General features: G+C 55.1%; 9 protein-coding genes. 4 read left to right on the top strand and 5 right to left on the bottom strand.

Features of this window, described 5'->3' with window-relative positions; all coding sequences use genetic code 11:
- Nucleotides 1-2,778 carry a glycosyl hydrolase gene (locus tag LX66_RS26090; RefSeq protein WP_211366580.1) on the top strand — a complete coding sequence of 926 codons (2,778 nt, stop codon included), beginning with the start codon at nucleotides 1-3 and terminating at the stop codon, nucleotides 2,776-2,778.
- Between the two features lie 151 nt (nucleotides 2,779-2,929).
- On the opposite strand, the gene LX66_RS26085 is transcribed toward LX66_RS26090, so the two are convergent.
- The 5 genes from LX66_RS26085 to LX66_RS26065 form a co-directional block, all read right to left on the bottom strand.
- A complete protein-coding gene (locus LX66_RS26085) occupies nucleotides 2,930-3,676 on the bottom strand; it encodes a hypothetical protein (protein ID WP_145719015.1) in 747 nt (248 codons plus the stop codon).
- A 111-nt stretch (nucleotides 3,677-3,787) separates the two neighbouring features.
- Nucleotides 3,788-5,356, bottom strand: coding sequence for a RagB/SusD family nutrient uptake outer membrane protein (locus tag LX66_RS26080; protein ID WP_145719013.1), 1,569 nt, complete (start codon nucleotides 5,354-5,356; stop codon nucleotides 3,788-3,790).
- A 20-nt stretch (nucleotides 5,357-5,376) separates the two neighbouring features.
- On the bottom strand, nucleotides 5,377-8,487 hold the full coding sequence (locus LX66_RS26075) for a SusC/RagA family TonB-linked outer membrane protein (RefSeq protein WP_145719011.1): 3,111 nt from the start codon (nucleotides 8,485-8,487) through the stop codon (nucleotides 5,377-5,379).
- A 57-nt stretch (nucleotides 8,488-8,544) separates the two neighbouring features.
- Entirely contained in the window at nucleotides 8,545-11,397 is a 2,853-nt protein-coding gene (locus LX66_RS26070; RefSeq protein WP_211366578.1) for a TIM-barrel domain-containing protein, read from the bottom strand.
- Nucleotides 11,398-12,006: 609 nt separating this feature from the next.
- Nucleotides 12,007-16,149 (bottom strand): hybrid sensor histidine kinase/response regulator transcription factor, encoded by a 4,143-nt coding sequence (locus LX66_RS26065; RefSeq protein WP_145719009.1) that lies wholly within the window; start codon nucleotides 16,147-16,149, stop codon nucleotides 12,007-12,009.
- A gap of 794 nt (nucleotides 16,150-16,943) precedes the next feature.
- Between LX66_RS26065 and nusG the strand changes: the two genes are divergently transcribed.
- Genes nusG through LX66_RS26050 form a run of 3 tightly spaced genes read left to right on the top strand, consistent with a single transcriptional unit; the run spans nucleotide 16,944 to nucleotide 19,693 of the window.
- On the top strand, nucleotides 16,944-17,474 hold the full coding sequence (gene nusG, locus LX66_RS26060; RefSeq protein WP_145719007.1) for a transcription termination/antitermination protein NusG: 531 nt from the start codon (nucleotides 16,944-16,946) through the stop codon (nucleotides 17,472-17,474).
- A gap of 1 nt (nucleotide 17,475) precedes the next feature.
- Nucleotides 17,476-18,801, top strand: coding sequence for a glycosyltransferase (locus LX66_RS26055; protein WP_145719005.1), 1,326 nt, complete (start codon nucleotides 17,476-17,478; stop codon nucleotides 18,799-18,801).
- Nucleotides 18,746-19,693: a putative nucleotide-diphospho-sugar transferase gene (locus tag LX66_RS26050; protein ID WP_145719003.1), complete on the top strand. Its 948-nt coding sequence runs from the start codon at nucleotides 18,746-18,748 to the stop codon at nucleotides 19,691-19,693. Before LX66_RS26055 ends, LX66_RS26050 begins: the two co-directional genes overlap by 56 nt.
- The last annotated feature ends 9 nt before the right edge of the window (nucleotides 19,694-19,702 follow it).

Genomic DNA, 19,702 nt, shown 5'->3' with positions numbered 1-19,702 from the left:
ATGCTGATGAAAAGAACCGGTTTATGGACGCTCTGCCTGCTCACGATCTGTTTAACTGCCAACAGCCAGGCGCTCCGCTGGCCCCCGGTGACCCGCGATGCAAAGCCCTGGACGCGCTGGTGGTGGCTGGGCAACGCGGTGGATACACCGGGACTGGCCTGGAACCTGCAGGAGCTGCAGCGGGCCGGCCTGGGCGGCGTGGAGATCACGCCCATCTACGGTACCAAAGGGTTTGAGCACAAGTTCATCGATTTTTTATCGCCGCTGTGGATGCAGATGCTGGACTACACCATACAGGAATCCCGGCGTTTAGGCATGGGCGTGGATATGAACACCGGCACCGGCTGGCCTTTTGGCGGGCCGGGCATCCCGCAGAAGGATGCGGCCGGTAAAGTATATTTTGAAGAATATACCTTGCAGCGTGGCCAGCGCCTGCGGGAGCCGGTACGCTATGCGGGCCGTACGCAGCAGCCTGCTCCGCTGGAAGTGCTGATGGCCTACGGTAAGGATGGCGCGCGCCTGGACCTCACGGATAAAGTGGGAGCGGGCGGTGTGCTGGACTGGACGGCGCCTCCCGGCTCCTGGCACCTGGTAGCCCTGTTCAATGGCAAAACCGGCCAAAAGGTGAAACGCGCTTCCCCCGGCGGTGAAGGCTGGGTAATGGACCACTTTTCTGAAAGGGTGGTCAACAGTTACCTGGAAGGCTTCACCAAAGCATTTGAGCAAACACACACACCGGCTCCACATACCTTTTTCAATGACTCCTATGAGGTGTTTGGAGCAGACTGGTCTGCCGACCTGCTGCAGGAATTTTCCCGCCGCAGGGGCTATCGCCTGGAAAACTACCTGCCCGCTTTCCTGGGCCAGGGTAATCCCGATACCGTGCGCCGCGTGATCAGTGATTATCGTGTAACCTTATCCGATATGCTGCTGGAGAATTTCACCCGCAACTGGACGGACTGGGCGCACCGTATGGGCAGCACTACCCGCAACCAGGCCCACGGCTCCCCGGCCAACCTGCTGGACCTGTATGCGGCCGTGGACGTGCCGGAATGCGAATCCTTCGGCACCACCCATTTCAATATCCCCGGCTTGCGGATAGACAGCAGCGAAATACGCCACACGGAGTCCAATCCCATGATGCTACGCTTTGCCGCTTCCGCCGCGCATATCACGGGTAAAAAGCTGGTATCTGCAGAAACCTTCACCTGGCTCACCGAACATTTTAAAACCGCCCTGTCCCAGTGCCGCCCGGAGCTGGACAATCTCCTGCTCTCCGGCGTGAACCATGTGCTGTTCCACGGCACGCCCTATTCCCCGAAGGATGCGCCCTGGCCGGGCTGGCTGTTCTACGCCTCCGTAGCGTTTTCCCCGTACAATACTTTCTGGCGTTACATGCCGGCTTTCAGCAGCTACATTACCCGGGTGCAGTCCTTTCTGCAGGCCGGGCAGGCAGACAATAACGTGCTGCTCTACTGGCCGGTGTACGATGTGTGGCAGTCGCCCATGAACGGACCCTACTACCAGTTCGTGATCGGCAAAACGGAGGAGTGGATGAAGCCCTTTCCTTTCTACGACGCCGCTACGGCGCTGGTGGATAATGGGTATGGAGTGGACTTTATTTCAGACCGGCTTTTGCAGCAGGCCAAAGCCAATAACGGTGAGATATATACGCCGGGCAACCGCTATAAGACCATTGTGGTGCCCGCCTGCAAATATATGCCCTTATCTACCCTGGAGCGCTTGCTGGACCTTGCAAAGCAGGGCGCTACCGTGGTATTCCTGCAGCAGTTGCCGGAGGATGTGCCGGGCCTGGAGCAGTATGTGCAGCGCCGCCGGCAGCTACAGGAGTTGAAACAACAGTTGGGCAGGCTTTCCTTTACCGGCAACAAAGTTGCTCGTTTGGGCAAAGGCCGCATCATCGCCGCCACGGTCGCCAGAGAGGCCATGCCGCTGGTGCCCGTGCCCCGGGAAACCCTGGTGGACACCGGGCTCCGCTACACCCGCCGCCGCCACGCCTCCGGCTATTACTATTTCATTGCCAACCAGCAGGCGCAGGATTTTGACGGTTGGCTGCCACTGGCTACGCCCCTGCAGTCCGCCGCGCTGTTTGACGCCTACACGGGCCAGAGCGGCATTGCCCGCATACGTCAGCAGGATGGCCAGTCCGCGGTATACCTGCAGCTAAAGGCCGGCCAGTCTGTTATTATTCAAACAGATACTGCGCATACCCTGCAGGGCCCTGCCTGGGCTTACCATCAGCCTGCCGGCCCGCCGCAGCCCCTCAGCGGTCCCTGGGAATTATTCTTTACAGATAGCGAGCCTGCCATCGCTCAAACCTTCACACTGGACAGTCTCTATTCCTGGACCCTGCTGCCGGACAGCGCCGCCAAAGTATATGCCGGGGCCGGGCGCTACCGCATCACTTTCAACATGCCGGCCACCCGTGCAGACGATTGGCTGCTGGACCTGGGTACGGTGCGCGAAAGCGCCGCCATCCGTCTCAACGGGCAGGCCCTGGATACGCTCTGGGCGCTGCCTTTCAGCACCCGCATAGGCCGCTACCTGCAGCCCGGCAGGAATACCCTGGAAGTAGAAGTGATCAACCTGCCCGCTAACCGTATAGCCGATTATGATAGGAAGGGAAAGGAATGGCGTATCTTTTACGAGATCAATTTTGTGAACGTGTTTTATAAACCCTTTTCTGCGGCAGACTGGGCGCCGGTACCTTCCGGCTTGCTGGGGCCGGTGAGGCTGGTGCCGTTGAGGAGGATGTAAGGGGGAAATGTATTTAAAAAAAGCAGCGCCGCCCTGGAAAGAGCGGCGCTTTTTTTGTCCTTAACGTGTTAAATGCTACCGGGGCTGGACAACCCCGGTCTTTATTGCATTATTCATATTTAAACTAAAACCTCGTGAAATATAATATCGTCTAGTAATTAAATCCCTTGCGTTTGAACATCCACAGGTTCCGCCATCCGTCACCTTGCTGCGCCAGCGTCAACTCGTTCTCGTTCAGCGTTACCACTACATAGGTAATGCTGGCGCCATAGCTGATATCGGAGCCCAGTATCTTGAGGGTCCGGTTCAGCGTGTCCAGCACAAACAGTCCCTTCGTAGTACCGGTAGGCGTTACTTTGGTGTAGTTGGCCGCCCCGTTCAGGTCAAAGGTCATTTCATCGTCCGCCACATCCCAGGATACCACGTCTGCCGGGGTAGGCTTCCACCATTCAGGTGCAGTAGCGGTGCCGGAGCCGTTGCCGTATGGTGCGCCGCCCGGCGTGTCCATAGCCCATACCCAGGTTTTGCCGGCGTCCCCGTTGGTCAGCAGGTTCCACATGGGACTGCTGAAATAATTGGCATCGTTCTCCGATACCTGGATCTGCACAGAGTCTTTTACAGGCCCGCCGCTGGTGTAGGCCACAAAGCGGATGTAAAAGCTGCCCGCAAAAGGAATGTTAATGGTATCCCTTTCCTTGTTGGAAATGCCCGTGCCGTAGTCCCAGTAGGGGATCACGCCTTTGGTGCGGTTCTCCAGGTAGATCACGTTGTCATACCCCTGTTGCTGGGTCACGGAAAAATCCAGGGCCGAGGCCTGCAGGGGGGTAGGCAGGTTGTCCCGGTCCTCCTGCGGATCGCAGGCAGCCAGGCCACACAGTGCCAGACAGGCTGCAAGCATATTTTTAAAGTATGTGGTGCTAAATTTCATTGGTTACTATTTTTCAGTCATTGTATTGTTTCTTACCTCCCGCATTCTACCTCCTACATCTTACTTCTCACTTCTCACTTCCTACTGATTCCATCCCGTGTTTTGCTGCAGGGTGCCGTTGGACAGGTTCAGCTCCTGTTGCGGTATCTGGAACAGGCCCTGTGTTTCCGGCCGGAAGGTGACGTTGAACTGTGCGTTCCCGGCGTTGTTATCTATCGCCTGTTTGGCGGCAGACACGCCCTGGCGCAGCAGGTCCCAGTAGCGGTGCCCTTCCAGCGCCAGCTCCAGGCGGCGTTCTTCCATGATCAGCTTTTTGCCGTTGGCATCCGGTGTTAATGTTCTGCGGTGGCTTTGGTCCAGGAAGGCCCGGTCCCGCACCCGGTCATAGTAGGCCTGCGCCTTGCCCAGGTCACCATCCAGGTTCAGCTCTGCGCCCATCAGCAATACATCGGCAAAGCGAATGGCCACGTAATCATAGAAATTGTCTATCTGGAAATTGCCTCCCTGGTCCTCCGGTTTCAGGTCCACCATGGGCATGTACTTCTTCCACATAAAGCCCGTTTTCTGCGGGTATGTTTCCGTATAAGTGAGGTTTTCTGCTTCCACGGAAATGATGGAGCCGCCCCGCCGGGTATCGCCGGCTTCATAAGCTGCCCAGAGGCTGGGGTTCACCGGCGCAGCGCCCCAACCCTGGTAATAGGGCGGCACGGCGCCATTGCGGAACCCGATCATTACCTGCATACGGTTGCCATCATGATTGTTCCAGTCGCCCAGCCCCTTGTAGGTATACTTTACGGCAAATACGGTCTCCTGGTTGTCTTCCCCGGCAAAGCTGCCCAGCGATGCCTGCCACAGGCGGGGGAATGAGTCTACCAGCCCGTAGCCGCTGGCATTGATCACGTCATCGATATACGTGCGCACTTCCTGTTTGGTAACGGCGCCGGCTATGTCCGGCTGATTATAGTAACCGGTATAGTACAGGAACACGCGGCCCAGCAGCGCTTCCGCCGCCCATTTGGTCACGCGGCCGTATTCCGCAGATGATATGGCGCCGTAGGGTGTGGCAGCTAAATTATCGGCGGCATATTGAAGGTCCTCCGCTATCAGCCGGTACACATCCGCCGGCTGGGCCTGCGGTACATTGTACTGGCCGGGTAGCAGTGGCTCGGTTACCAGCGGTACATGACCGAACATGCGCACCAGGTCAAAGTAGAAATACGCGCGCAGGAAGCGGGCTTCGGCAGTATAGCGAACTTTCAGCGTGGTATCGCTGCCCCAGTTTACGCCGTCCACTTTGCTCAGCAGCAGGTTGGCCCGGTAAATGCCGGTATAGGCTTTGGTCCAGTTGTCCAGGTTCTGGTTATTGCCGTTCTCAAACCGGTCCCATCTTCTCCAGGTCAGGTCCGATTCCCCGCCGCCGCCAAAGCAGTTGTCGCTCACGATCTCGCTTACCAGCTGGATGTTTTGATCGCCGGCGCCCTGCTGCAGCCCGTCGTATACAGCTACCAGCGCCTCCAGGGCATCTTTGGGTGTTTTATAAAAGGTCTCTTCCACTATCCGGTCTATCGGCTCCCGCTCCAGGAAGCTCTTGCTGCAGGACAGGGCAGTGGTCAGTATAATGGCAGATACGATGATCTTTTTCAGTTGCATAAACGTTGTTGTTTTGAAGTTTAAAACCTGGCATTCAGTCCTACGATCACGGTCCTGGGCTGCGGATAAGTGCCTACGTCCACACCGGATACCCAGGGATAGGGGCCATAACCCACTTCGGGGTCCATGCCTTTGTATTTCGTGAACGTAAACAGGTTGGACCCGGAAACGTACAGCCGTAACTGTTGTACCGGGAGCTGCTGCAGCAATACCTTTTTCAGGTCATAACCCAGGTTAATGCTGCGCACGCGCAGGAAAGAAGCGTCCTTGATGAACAGGTCCGAAGAGCGGGTCCAGTTCTGGTTACCCTCGTCGGCCAGCGTTACACGCGGCAGCGTGTTGGAAGTGCCTTCCCCGTGCCAGCGTCCCAGGATGGCCGTAGTATAGTTGCTCAGCGGGCTGGCAAAGTCACGGATACCGTCAAATACCTGGTTGCCGGACACCCCGTACAGGAATACGGAAAGGTCAAAGCCTTTATATCCCAGGCTGATATTGAGCCCGTAGCTCAGGTCCGGGTTCGGGTTGCCGATCATGGTCTTGTCCCGGCTGTCGATCACACCGTCGCCGTTCAGGTCCACAAAGCGCACATCGCCGGGTCTGGCCAGCGGCTGTATCAGGCTGCCTTCCTTGCTGGTATAGCTTTGCACTTCCGCTTCGTTCTGGAAGATGCCGTCCGTCCGCAGGCCGTAGAAATAGCCTACCGGGTAGCCTTTCTGCGTGCGGTATATTTCATCAATACCTACATAGGGCACGTCCTTTTCGCCGGGTATGATCTTTTCCGCGTTGGGTACGTCTATTACTTCATTCTTGTTGAAAGTAGCGTTGGCATTTACGCCCAGGCTCAGGTCGCCAAAGTTGTGGCTGTAGCCCAGCGCTATTTCCACGCCCTGGTTCTTTACACTGCCGCCGTTGATGGTAGGCGGCTCCGTACCGGCAATAGCCGGCACCGGTGCAGTAATGATCCAGTCCTTGGTGGTCTTGCGGTACCAGTCTACTGTCAGGCTGAAATCCTGCAGCAGTTGCGCGTCGATGCCAAAGTTGAGCTGCTCGGAGGTTTCCCAGAGCAGGTTGGGATTGGGTACGCGGTCCGGGGCGGAGCCTACGTACTTGGTGTCATCGCTGCCGAAATAATAATCCAGGTAAGAGGAAGTGATGGTAGCCATGTACAGGAAGCGGCTGCTCTCGATGTTGTTATAGGCGTACACCGCCGGCAGGTTACCGTTCTGTCCCCAACTGGCGCGCAGTTTCAGGAAGTCCAGCCACTTTGTTTTCATGAAAGACTCGTTGCTGGCCACCCAGCCGGCGGATACAGAAGGGAAGTTACCGAAGCGGTTGTTGGCGCCGAACTTCGTAGAGCCGTCCCGGCGCAGGATGGCCGTGAGCATGTACTTCTCCGCGTAGTTATAGGTCACACGCCCGAAGTAGGAGAGCAGCGCATCTTCGCTGCGGCCGCCAAATATCCGTTGTGTGCCGGTGCCGTTGTCTATAATGCCATGGTCCAGGTCCGGTATGGTCACATCTTCCCGGTAACCGTTCACATAGAAGGCATTCGTTTCGTTGGCAGTGGTGCCCAGTAATATGCTGGCGTTATGTTTCCCGAAATCACGCTGGTAGGAAATGGTGTTGTCCCAGTTCCAGGTGGTCGTGCGGTTCATGTCCTGGGTAGCGCGGGAGTGCTCGTTCTTGATATTCGCGGCCAGGTCATACACCGGCAGGAAGCTGTTCAGGTTCGTATATTTCAGGTCCAGCCCGAAATCGCTGCGCAGCTTTAGTCCTTTGATGGGCGACACTTCCAGGTAGGCATTGCCCAGTATGCGGTCCGTTTTGGTCTTGTTCTGGTTCCGGTAATCCATCAGGGCCACCGGGTTGGCCTCCTGCGGGTTGAAGGTGGACTTCGCATAGTTGCCGGCGCTGTCATACACCGGGAACAGCGGGCTGGTATTCACAATGGAGCGTAGGGTATTATCATAGATATTGCCCACGCCAATGCCCTTTTTATTGGAAAGCGTATAGGTAAAGTTCTCCCCGAACTTCACGATGTTCTTGTACAGGTTATGTTCGGAGTTCAGGCGGAACGCGATCCTTTCATACTGCGACTGTCCCTCGAAACCGATGGTGCCGTCCTGCTTCATGTAAGAAAGGGAAGTAGAGTACACGGATTTTTCGGAGCCGCCGGAAACGCTGATGGTATGGCTGGTGGTAGGCGCATCTTTGTTCATCACCGCTTCCTGCCAGTCCGTGCCCTTGCCCAGGGCATTGATCTGTTCCACCGAAAAGCGGGCGGGCTGACCGGAGTTGATATGGGCCTCGTTCATAATAATGGCAAATTCGCGGGCATTCAGCAGCGGCAGCTTGCGCGCCGGGTTCTGTACGCCGTAAAAGCCGTCATAGCTCACCTGCATGCTGCCTTTGCGGCCTTTTTTGGTGGTGATGATCACTACGCCGTTGGCAGCGCGGGAGCCGTAAATGGCGGCGGAGGCCGCGTCTTTCAGCACATCCATGGAGGCCACATCAGAGGAGTTCAGGTAGCTGATATCCGTGGTGGGCACGCCGTCCACGATATAAAGCGGGTCGGAATTGCCAACGGTACCGGTACCGCGTATACGCACTTTCATGCTCTCGCCCGGTTGTGCGGAGTTGGAGGTCACCTGTATGCCGGCGGTCTGTCCCTGCAGCGCCTGGTCTACGCGCAGCGTATGGGTTTCTTCCAGCGCGCCGCCTTTCACGCTGCCGATAGCGCCGGTGTTCAGCCTTCTTTTTTCCGTGCCATATCCCACTACCACTACTTCATCCAGACCGGTAGTGCCGTCTGCCAGTGCAATGGTCAGGGTGGTTTGTCCCTTTACCGGCACCAGTTGCCGGCTGAAGCCGATCAGGGAAACTACCAGCGTATCATTGTCGCTTACCTGGAGGGAAAAGTTACCGGTAGCATCTGTAATGGCGCCCGTGGTGGTGCCTTTGATCGCCACGCTGGCGCCGGGCAGGGGGCTGTTGTCTTTGGCAGCCGTTACCTTCCCGGACAACGGGTGTTTGGCAGCCTGGGCGGCAGCGCGCTGCCCGGCCAGTACCAGGGCCAGGAACAGCAGGCCGCAGCCCGCCCATGCTTGTAAGTTTTTGTACGCAGTTTGCATGTGAAATCTGTTTGATTGTCTTATTGGGTAATAATAGGTATAGAGATAATAGACCTGTTAACGGATATTGATCGTTTGCTCCTCACCGTTATAGGTTACAGTGGTGTCGGCCGCCTGGTCAAATTGCAGACCGGTGGCCTTGTTCCTGCCCACTTTTATAACGCGGACCGTGCGCTGCTCCAGCATGCCGGGGAAGCTGCCTTCCCGCTTGCCGATGGTCAGCGTTTGCGCGGCCTCATTGTAGGAGAGGGGGATGGAGCTGAATTTCCCCTTTTCATACTGGTAGTTCAGGCCCTCATCCTCATACAGTGTAAAGCGCCCGTCCTGCCCGGTGTACACATACAGGGTCAGGGTATCTGCCGGGCGCTGGCCGGTATACTGCAGTGCAGGTCCCAGCGGCAGTATGCTGCCGGCTTTTACGTAAATGGGTATACGCTCCAGTGGTGCGCCGGCCGTGATGTGCCGGCCGCCTTCATTATACTGGCCGGTATACAGGTCATACCAGCCATTGCCGGCCGGCAGGTATACGCTGCGGCTGCGGGCCTGGTAGGTATACACCGGGTTCACCAGCAGGGCCGGGCCGAACATGAACTGGTCTTTGATGTTACGCACGGTGGTATCAGCCGGGAAATCCATGATCAGGCCCCGCATGATCGTATAGTCATGATGGTAGGTGTTGCCCGCCAGCGTATAGATGTATGGCATCAGGCGGTAGCGTAGCTGGTCGTAATACAGCATGGATTGGTATTCCGGGCTGTCTGCAGGCGCTATGTTGTACATTTCCCGGTAGGGGAACTGCCCATGGCTGCGGAACAGGGGGCAGAAAGCGCCGTACTGGAACCAGCGGGTGTTCAGCTCGCGCCACTCCTGCCGGGCCGCGCCCTGCGGGGCCGGCATGTCATATTTGTCCTCTACGTAAAAGCCGCCGATATCGGTGGTCCAGTAAGGCAGGCCGGACAGGGAGAAATTGATGCCGGCCGGTATCTGACGGGCCAGCTCGTCAAAACGGGCGGCAATGTCGCCGCTCCAGGTAGCCGCTGCATAGCGTTGTATGCCGGGATAGGCGGAGCGGGTGAGGATAAATACCCGCTGGTCCGGTTTGGCCTGCCGCTGTCCTTCATAGATGCCGCTGGCATTGGCCAGGGCATACCCGTTGAAGTACTGCGTGGAGGGGCCCAGCGCCGTAGGGTTCATCAGCCTTTTGCGACGTTCGATGCTGGCGTTGGAAAGGATGTCCGGCTCCGTGGCATCCAGCCACCAGGCGTCCACGCCCTTGCTGAACAGGTGCTGGTCCAGCAGTTGCCAGAACAGCTTGCGCGCATCCGCATGATAGGCGTCGTAAAAAGTGGACACATATCCCTGGCCGATCCAGTCGCGCTGCCGGTCTTTGATGTTCTGTTTGTACAGCCATCCCTTTTCGTCAAACAGTTTATAATTGGGAATGCCTTCATAGAACTTGGGCCACACGGATATCATGAAGTGCGCATGATACTGGTCGTGCAGCTTTTGGATCATACCGGCAGGGTCCGGGAAGCGCGCAGGGTCAAACTCCTGGCTGCCCCAGGCGTCTTCTTTCCAGTAGGACCAGTCCAGTACGATATTGTCCAGCGGTATCTGCCTTTTACGAAACTCCTGCACGGTGCTTTCTATTTCCTCCTGGGTCTTGTACCGCTCACGGCTTTGCCAGAAGCCCAGCGCCCAGCGGGGCAGCAGGGTGGCCTTGCCGGTAATGTGGCGGTAGCCGCTGATCACTTCATCCGCTGTTTGCCCGTATACAAAATAGTAATCGGTCTTTTCCCCGGCTTCAGAGGTCAGCGCCCATTTATTGCGCAGGCTGTCGGGCGTAGGCGGCAGCCATTTCAGCGATACAAAGGCCTGGGTGGATTCCGGGGTCCACTCCACCTTCAGCGTATGCCGCTGTCCTTTATGCAGCATATGCCGGAATACACTGGGGCCGGGGTTCCAGCCTTCGCGCCATTTGTCCAGCACCAGTTGTCCGTCCAGCCATACCTTAATATAGCCGGAGCTGGTCATAAAGAACTTATGCTCGCCGTCCGCAGCCGGCTCCAGGGAGCCCTCCCAGGTCACCTGTCCTTTCGCCATCGGGAAAGCGGCGGGTATGTACTCCAGGTCTGCCAGGAACGTGTAGTCGATCTTGTTCTCCGCCTGGCGCAGGTACACCTTGCTGGGCTGCTGCCGGTCCGCATAGGTGGCGGTCAGTCCGCCGGCCTTTCCATCCTGGTCATACAGGGTCAGGCGGCCCAGTTGTTCATAAGGCCGGTCGTCTCCGAAGCGGGTAATGGAATAGTTGTCCCATAAGATGCCATAGTGGCGGCTGGATACCAGGAAGGGCACGGCTACCACGGAATTGTACTGGGTAAGGTCCACATCCTGGCCCTTGTAGTTCAGCACACCGGTCTGGGGCTGTCCAAGGCCGTAGAGGGCTTCGTCTGCCGGGGACTCGAACACCTGCCGCACGCGGTACAGCGCCTTCCCGTCGATCGTTACCGGTTCAAAGGTCTTGCTGCCGGTTGCCGCTTCCTGTAAAATGGTATGGCCGGCGCTGTCGCGGAAGATCACGGCCCCGGTTTGCCGGGATACCAGCGCGGTGATCACTTTTGTTTGCAGGAGAACAGTGTCTCCTTTTTCTTCGGATGTCCACTCCACCTCCGGGCCGCCGCTGTTCACCGCCATCAGGCTGGGGATAGTGGAAAGGGTATCTGCCGGGCCGGCAGATACATGGATCACCCGGTCGGTCATCACTTGCAGCTTTACCTGGCGGGGGCCGTTGGCGGCCGTTTGTTGCAGGTGGATCAGGAGCCCGTCCTGCAACTTTTCTACATTGCCGGTATTGCAATAGCTCATCAGTAACGCGGATAACACCACCGGAATGGTCCTCTTTTTGATCATATACATGGATTTAATTACAATGCTGGCAAATAGCGATTTAAATGTGCTGGCTGATGATAGTTTTTCTCGTTGGTCCGTGGATCATAGATCATCCGGGCAGGAATGAACTAATATCAGTTTTAGTTTAAACGTGTGGGGGCAAATGTAGCCGCCCCGGTGCAATGGCAGGGGACGGGATTGTTTTTGATTGGGGGCGCATATGTTAACCACCCGGGGGGAAAAGGGGCGCAAATGATACCGGAAAGGATATAGAATGTTAACCTGTGCAGGTATTTCCTGTCTGCAGTGAATTGATTATCAATACTGTGTGAAATTTCTTACAGGTCAGGGGAGCAACCTCCAATTGTTGCTGGAAAATTGCCCCGTCCCTCCCTGTTTTCACTGTCCACTGCGTTCATAGGAATGGTTAGCATTTACAGCAACAGTAAGGTAAGCACCCCGATGGTAACCAGGGCGTATAAGCAGATCTCTAAAAACAGGTATAATTTACGGTGCTGACGGTATCGCTTTGAGGACATATTCTTTAGTGCCAATCGATGCGCGAAGGTAGGGAGACCGCGCGGGCGTCATGCGTACGGTTTGAATATTTGTAGGGTAGCTTTTGTTAAATCAGGCCTCTTCCCCTGTATCGGGCGGCCGCTTTCCGTAAGCGGAAGGCAGCATGTTGTATTCCATCTTGAAGTACTTGGTAAAGTATTTCGGGTTGTTGAAGCCTACCTCGTAGGCCACTTCCGCTACGGACAACTGGCTTTTTTCCAGCAGCGCGGCCGCCCGCTTTAGGCGGATGGAGCGGATGAACACGATGGGCGTTTTGCCGGTAAGCGCCAGTATCTTTTTATAGGCTGATACCCGGCTCATATGCAGGGCGCGGCTCAGGTCCTCTACCGAAAAGTCCGGGTCTCCCATGTGCTGCTCCACCACCTGCAGCGCCTGCTGGATAAACTGCTCGTCGGCCGATGAAATGGCGATCTCGCTGGGATGGGCCTCTATATGCTTGCGGAAGGCCTGCTTCAGGGAATCCTGCTGGGAGATCAGGTTGCGGATGCGCGACAGCAGCACCTCGAAGTTGAAAGGTTTGGTAATGAAATCCGTGGCGCCCCGCTCCAGTGCTTCCAGTTGGTCGGTTTCCGCGCTGCGGGCGGTTAGTAATATAATAGGAATGTGGGCGGTAGCCTGCTGTCCGCGGATGCGGCGGCACAGCTCCAGCCCGTCCATAACCGGCATGCTTACATCGCTCACCACCAGGTCCGGCCGGTGCTGCTGCAGTAACTGCCAGGCGGCCTGCCCGTTTTCCGCCGTCATGACCTGATAGTGCAGGCCCAGGTTATCTTTCAGGTAAAAACGAAAATCCTCGTTATCCTCCACCAGCAGCACCAGCGGCTTTTTACTGTTGCGCGCCCGCCTGCCGGGGTCGGGGAAGGCGGCCGGTGCGGGTGGCGTAATGGTGGTGGCGGTAGCAGTGGTGCCGGGCGCCGGCAGGGGAGCGGAGCCGGTTCTCACCGGCAGCAGGATGGTAAAGCAACTGCCCATTTCCGGGGCGCTGTCCACCGTAATGGCGCCCCCGTGCAGCTTTACAAACTCCCGGGTAATGCTTAACCCGATGCCGCTGCCCTGGTTCAGCAGCGCGCCCTGTCCCTCGTGCTGGAAGAACCGTTCAAAGATGCGCTCCTGCTGTTCCAGCGGGATGCCGATGCCGGTATCTTTTACCGTAATGGCCAGCACCTTGTCGGGCTGCAGTTGCAGCGTTACCGATACGCTGCCATGTTCCGGCGTGAACTTGAAAGCATTGCTCAGCAGGTTGAAAATGATCTTTTCGATCTTGTCGGCATCGTATTGCATGGGCAGGCTGCTCACGTTGCTCTGGAAATCCAGTTGCACCTGCTTCTTTTCGGAAAGGTCGGAAAAGGAAGTGGTCAGCTCCCGTATAAAGGGCACGATATCGCCTTCGGTGGTTTGCAACTTTATTTCCTGCACTTCCATTTTGCGGAAGTCCAGCAACTGGTTCACGAGGTTCAGCAGGCGCCGCGCGTTCCGCTGTACCAGCTCCAGTTGCCCTTTCATGCTCCCTTCCTCCGCGCTTTTGATGATCTTTTCCAGCGGGGTGATGATGAGGCTGAGCGGCGTTCTGAACTCGTGGGAGATATTGGTGAAGAAACGGATCTTCAGCGCGTCCAGCTCGTGCATGCGCTGCGCCTGCTCCCGTTCCTGCGCAATGCGGTAACGTAGCCGCTCCCTTTCCAGCATCAGCCGCCGGGCCAGCAGCAGCGCGCCGATGATCAGCAGCGCGTACAGCGCAAAGGCCAGCGGCGTTCTCCAGAAGGGAGGCAGTATCTTAATATGCAGCTCCAGCGGCTGTGGTGTCCATACGCCGTCATTATTGGAAGCCTTTACCCGGAAAATGTACTCGCCCGGGTCCAGGTTGGTATAGGTGGCAATGCGCTGCTGGCCGCCGGTGTAGAGCCATTCCTTGTTAAAGCCCTCCAGTTGGTAGGCGTACCGGCTTTTCTCCGGGTGAAAATAGCTGAGCGCCGCAAACGCAACGGAAAAAACATTCTCCCCGTACTTCAGCGTGAGCTGCCGCGTGTTGGTAATATCCTGCTCCAGCAGTACGCGCCCGTTTATTTTATGGCCGGCCTGCACGCTTTGGTTAAAGATCCGGAAATCGGTAAGCACCAGCGGCGGCACATTTTTATTTTGCGTGATGGTATGCGGGTAGAACAGGTTAAAGCCGTTGCCGCCGCCAAACACCAGCTCGCCCCGGCGGGTACGCAGCGCCGCATTCTCGTTGAAGGCGGCGCCCTGCAATCCGTCAGATGCATCGTAGTTCCGGAAGTGGAACGTGTATTCCTTACTGTTAAGGGGCCGGGTGATGCGCAGGTTGGACAGCCCATTGGGAGTGCTCATCCACAGGGTATGGGCGCTGTCTTCCAGTATGTTCAGCACCGTGTTGTCCGGCAGGCCTTCTTCCCGCCGGAAAATGCGGAACTGCTGCTGCTGCGGGTCAAACAGGTTCAGACCCTCGCGGGTGCCGGCCCATATCCAGCCCCGGCTGTCCTCGAAGAGGCAGAGCACATTGTTGTTGCTCAGGCTGTGGGGCCGGTCGCTGTGCTGGTACTGGGTGATGCGCCCGGTTTGCGGATGCCGCACATCTATCCCGTTGTCCGTGCCTATCCACAGTTGGCCCTTTTTATCTTCCAGCAGGGCGGCTATGTAATCGGAGTGGATGGAGTTGGGCTGGCCCCGCCGCCAGGTCCGGAAGGTCTGCGTAGCCGGGTCGAACAGGTTCAGGCCCGCGCCCAGGGTGCCTATCCAGAGCTGCTGCCGGCTGTCCTCAAATATTTCCCATACGCTGTTGTTGCTCAGGGAAGCAGGGTTGGCCGGGTCATGCCGGTAATGCACAAAACGTCCTTGCTCAAACCGGTCCAGGCCGCCAAAGTAAGTGCCTATCCATAACTGCTGCCGGTGGTCTATCCACAGGCTCACGATCACGTCGCTACTGATGCTGCCCGGGTCGCGCGGATTGTGCCGGTATTGGGTGAACGTGTTCTTCTGCCGGTCAAAGTAGATCAGCCCGCCCCCGTTGGTGCCTATCCAGAGATTGCCCGCGGCATCTTCCACAAAGCGGTTCACATCATCATAGGGCAGGCTGTGCGCATTGTAGGGCTGGTGCTGGTATAGCGGGAACTTTACGATGTGCTCATGGTAATAGTTCACGCCCTTTTTATAAGTGCCCACCCATACAATGCCTGTATTGTCTTTATATAAAGTGGTGATGCTGTTCTGGCTGAGGCTTTTGGAATTTTCCGGCATGTTTACCAGGTAGTGTATGCTTTGCCGTTGTTTGTCAATGATGTTCACGCCCCCGTGGTCCGTGCCCACCCATACCAGGCCCTGGTTATCCTGCACTACGCCCCGTACAATATTATTGTTCAGCCTTAGCGGCCCGCTGTTCTGGTCATAGTGTGCAAAACGGCGGCTGTCCTGCCGGAAATGCCAGATACCCCGCGCTTCGCGCAGGCTGTATATCCACAGGTCGCCTTCCCGGTCGGCACTCATGGCATAGCCGGGCTGCCGGTTCCCGTTCTGTTCGTAGATATGGTCATTGCGGTATACAATGCGGCGGGTGGCGCCATCCATTTTTTCCAGGATGCCGTTGTTGTGCAGCAGCCAGTAATGCCCGTCCGGACCGGGGGCCAGGGCGGCAATGCTGTTGTCGCAGGGGGTGCTGCTGTCGCCCGGTATATGCTGCACGTGGAGTGTTTGCCGCCTGGCAGGCAGGTAGCAGTAGATGCCGGCCGTAGGGTGCAGGAACCAGTAATTGCCCTGCCGGTCCTTTACAATGTCATTCACTGCTTCCCCGGGAATGCCCATGGCCTGCAGCGGCGCTTGCACGCTGCGCCGGAAAACATCCCGGGCAGGGTCATACAGGTGCTGTCCTTCCCGGGTAGAGATCCACAAGAGGCTGTCCGGCCCCTCCACGATCTTTTCAATGAAATTGTCCGGCAGGGAAGTGGAGTCCCGCAGGTCATGCCGGAAGATCCGGAACTGGTAGCCGTCATAACGGTTCAGGCCGGAGGTGGTGCCAAACCACATGAATCCCTTGCTATCCTTGAAAATGCAATTGATCTCGTTGTTGGACAGTCCCCTGTCCGTATCCACGCGGGTAAACTGGTATTGTTGTGGTGGTTGCGGATATACAGCTAAAACCTGCAGGCAGGCCAGCAGGAATAATGTGACGGCTCTGGTACTCATTGTTTGTTCCGCCGTAAATTAAAGTAAAAAGGTCGAAAGAGTTCGACCTTTTGTGCTAAATTCCACGTTATGGTACTCAGGTCCATAATACCCGGTAAAAGTAAGCCCTGCTAAACGGTTGGCCAAATTTTAGCAAAGCTTTTTACGCAAACGATTGCACTGACGGGACTCATGATAGCCGGTGTATCATGCGGAAATGAACGGGTTAAATGTTAAGTGGACATTAATTTCAAATAAGCAGCCAAAAAATTTCCTTTTTTAAAATAATTCGATTAAATTCGTCACAATGTTTGTAATTGTTCAGAGTTTGACTAATACTAACATAAAAGTTACCTAACCAGAGAGATGCCAACTGCGAATCTCAAAATTTTGTTTGTTACTTGCATTGAGTAAGTTCAGGCATTCCATCTTACCTTTTTTTCTTTTACCTTAAGTAATTGTACTTATTGTAGCGGTAGCTGCATTTACCGGTTAACTATCAAAATAATCATTAAAAAGTATTTGCCTCAGGAATTGGACAGTAACCTTTTAAGTATGGACATCCATTCACACAACTTTAGTTGAAATTCCCGTTTTTATTAACTGTTTCGTTTTGCAGCAGCCAGGTATGCTGTTGCAGTAGTGTTATCTTTCCTTTCATTAGTTATGTTTGTTCAAACCATTGATCACCGTAGCCAGCAGAAATGTTCCCATAGTCCCTGACTAGGCCGGGAGCACTCAGTAACCCTATTACCGCTTGCAGTAAGGAATTGTTACCTGCTGTAGCGATAGCTTTATCCTGTAAAAAATACACAATGAGTAATTTTGTCTCAGGCTGGTATTTACTCTACACAAAGCCTCGCCGTGAAAAGAAAGTGGCAGACCGTCTCTCTGAAGAAAGCATCATGTTTTATTTGCCCACCGTAAATATCCTTCGCAATTGGAATGACCGGAAGAAAATGGTGGAAGCGCCGCTTTTCCCCTCTTATGTATTTATTTACCTGCAACAGCTACAGGACTACTATAAGGGCCTTGATGTAGAAGGGGTATTGCAATACGTAAAGTTTGGAAAGCAGATCGCAAAAGTAAGCGAAGACACCGTCAGCAATCTCAAAATACTGATCAGCCGCGGAAAGTACCTGGAAGTGTCCTCTGATTATTTTGAGCCCAGTAAAAAACTCCTTATCAAAGAAGGCCCCTTGTCCGGCCTCACCTGCGAGGTAGTACAGCATAAGAACCGGGAGAAAATACTGGTACGCGTTAACCTGCTGAACCGGGTTATCTTAATGGACATGCCGATCAGCCATTTAACAGCATCTCATTTCCCACCTGCTATAATTACCTGATATGGCAAGAATTGTATTCATTATGGATATTGAAGAAGGGCACTTTCTGCCTTCTTTTGGACTAGCCCATTCATTAAAGGACAGGGGGCACGAGGTCTGTTACCTGGGAGTGATTGACAATGCCCCCCTGGTAGCGGAACAGGGGTTCGACTTCCACCCGGTATTGAAAGACATCTACCACCAGGGATATAAGGAAAAATACAAACAGCTATCGCCTCCGCCCGGCGATAATAGCCTGAGCCCGGACCTGAAGAAAGAGTACGACGAACACATAGCGGCATTAATGGCAGGAGCTTATGATCCTTTCCTGGAGCATTTCCAATCCAGCCTGCTTGTTATAAGCACCTTCCTCAAAATTGATACCTTGGTCCTGCATTATAAATACAATATCTGCCCCGTTATATTCACCCCTTTTTTGCGGGAAGCTTCCAGTACCCCTGCTAAAGACTGCCTGAATTACCTGAAGGAGTTTCCTGTAGACGAGATTTTTCCCCTGGTAGATTTTGTGACCAGCTTCAGGGATGATTTTACCTCGCTGGCGGAGCTGGTAGCGCCGCTGGATAATTTTTGTGAGCTGATTGCCTGTCCGCACGAACTGGATGTTGATGATCTGCCGGCACGCGCCAACGCGCACTATATTGGCCCATCCATCCGTAAGGAAACCTGTGCGGGGGATATTGCATCCCTGTACCGGCAACTGGAAGGTAAAAAGATCATTTATGCATCCCTGGGATCGCAACCCCTGAGACATGGCGCCGTGCGTGACCTCTTCTTCCGGAAAATGATCTGTGTCATGAAAGAGGAGGAGTTGCAGGACTGCCATCTGATCCTTACGGTAGGTGATATCTATGATATAGACAACCTGGCCCCGCTGCCGGATAATGTTACCGTGCTCAGATGGGTGTCGCAGATCAGCATACTGAAAAGGGCTTCCCTGGCTGTTATTCACGGCGGGCTCGGGTCAGTAAAGGAATGTATCTATTACGGGGTGCCGATGATCGTATTTCCCCTCGGGTATGACCAGCCGGTGAATGCCAGGCGGGTGGCGCACCACAATCTTGGGCTCACAGGTGATATTGGGTCTATACCCGAAGGCGACCTGAAGGTAAAAATATTGCAGGCGCTGGGATGTGAGCATATCAGGGCCTCCGTCCGGAACATGCAGCAGTTGTTCCATGAAAAGGAATGCGCCAACCAGGGGGCAGACATCATTGAAGCGCTGCTCCGTGACAGGGAAATGATGTCACCCCAAAATAACACAAGGACTGAAAATGTACTATCTGATATACCTGCTGTTCGGGAAGAACAACAGCAGTTTAAAAAGTGAGCTGGTCTATTCCCTGCTGTCATTCGATAAAATGTCCGGGAACTGGAGCAAGCAGCATATTCAGGTCCTGGTTTATACAGATGAAATGTTCCACCTGCCGCCTTCCCTGGATAACCTGCCCATTACTTTCCGCATTTTATCTCACGATGATATTGATGAATGGATCCGTAGTGGCAACGGGCATACATTGGTGCTAAAGGCCAGGATCATGCAGGATTTTTTGCAGGTGTTCGGTGCAAACGGTATTTTGATAGATACGGATACTTTTTTCCTGAAAGACCCGGCCCCTCTTTTCAAAACAGTGCAGCAGGGACATTTGCTGATGCACCTGAAAGAGTACCCGCTTACGCAACGGCCGGCCATCTATACTTTCTTCCAGAAGAAGGTGTTCAGGAAACTGAACGGGGATACTTTCAGGGTCAATCCATCTTTCCATATGTGGAATTCCGGCGTAATAGGTATCGGCAGCGACTGTGCAGCCCTGATAGCGGAGATCGTTTCCCTGATCGGGCAAATAGCGCGGGAGCGGGAGTGGCCCTGGGAAGAGCAGCGTTTAATAGAGCAGACATCCTATAGTTATTACCTGCAGTTGCAGGTAACGGAGTTGATGGCGGCAGACGAGTTTGTGATCCACTACTGGTTCTTCAAACAGGCAAGGTACCTGCTGGCCAGCTACTTCAATTACTTTCATGGCGCAGATTATGCTACATTCACGCAGATACTGGCGGAGCAGCAGATACAGCACCGGGACCTCTCGGGCCTCGCATATGAAGACCTGCCATTGGTAATGATAAGGTTGATGAAAAATTATGACGTACTACGCGATTACCATTTTGAATGCCTTCCGCCCGGTTCATACATCGGGGAAGTGCTGAGAGCTGCCAGCAATTAAATTTGATGA

Origin of the sequence: Chitinophaga japonensis, from assembly GCF_007830125.1 — a bacterium.
GTDB lineage: Bacteria > Bacteroidota > Bacteroidia > Chitinophagales > Chitinophagaceae > Chitinophaga > Chitinophaga japonensis.
This window is presented reverse-complemented; position numbering and strand designations above follow the sequence as displayed.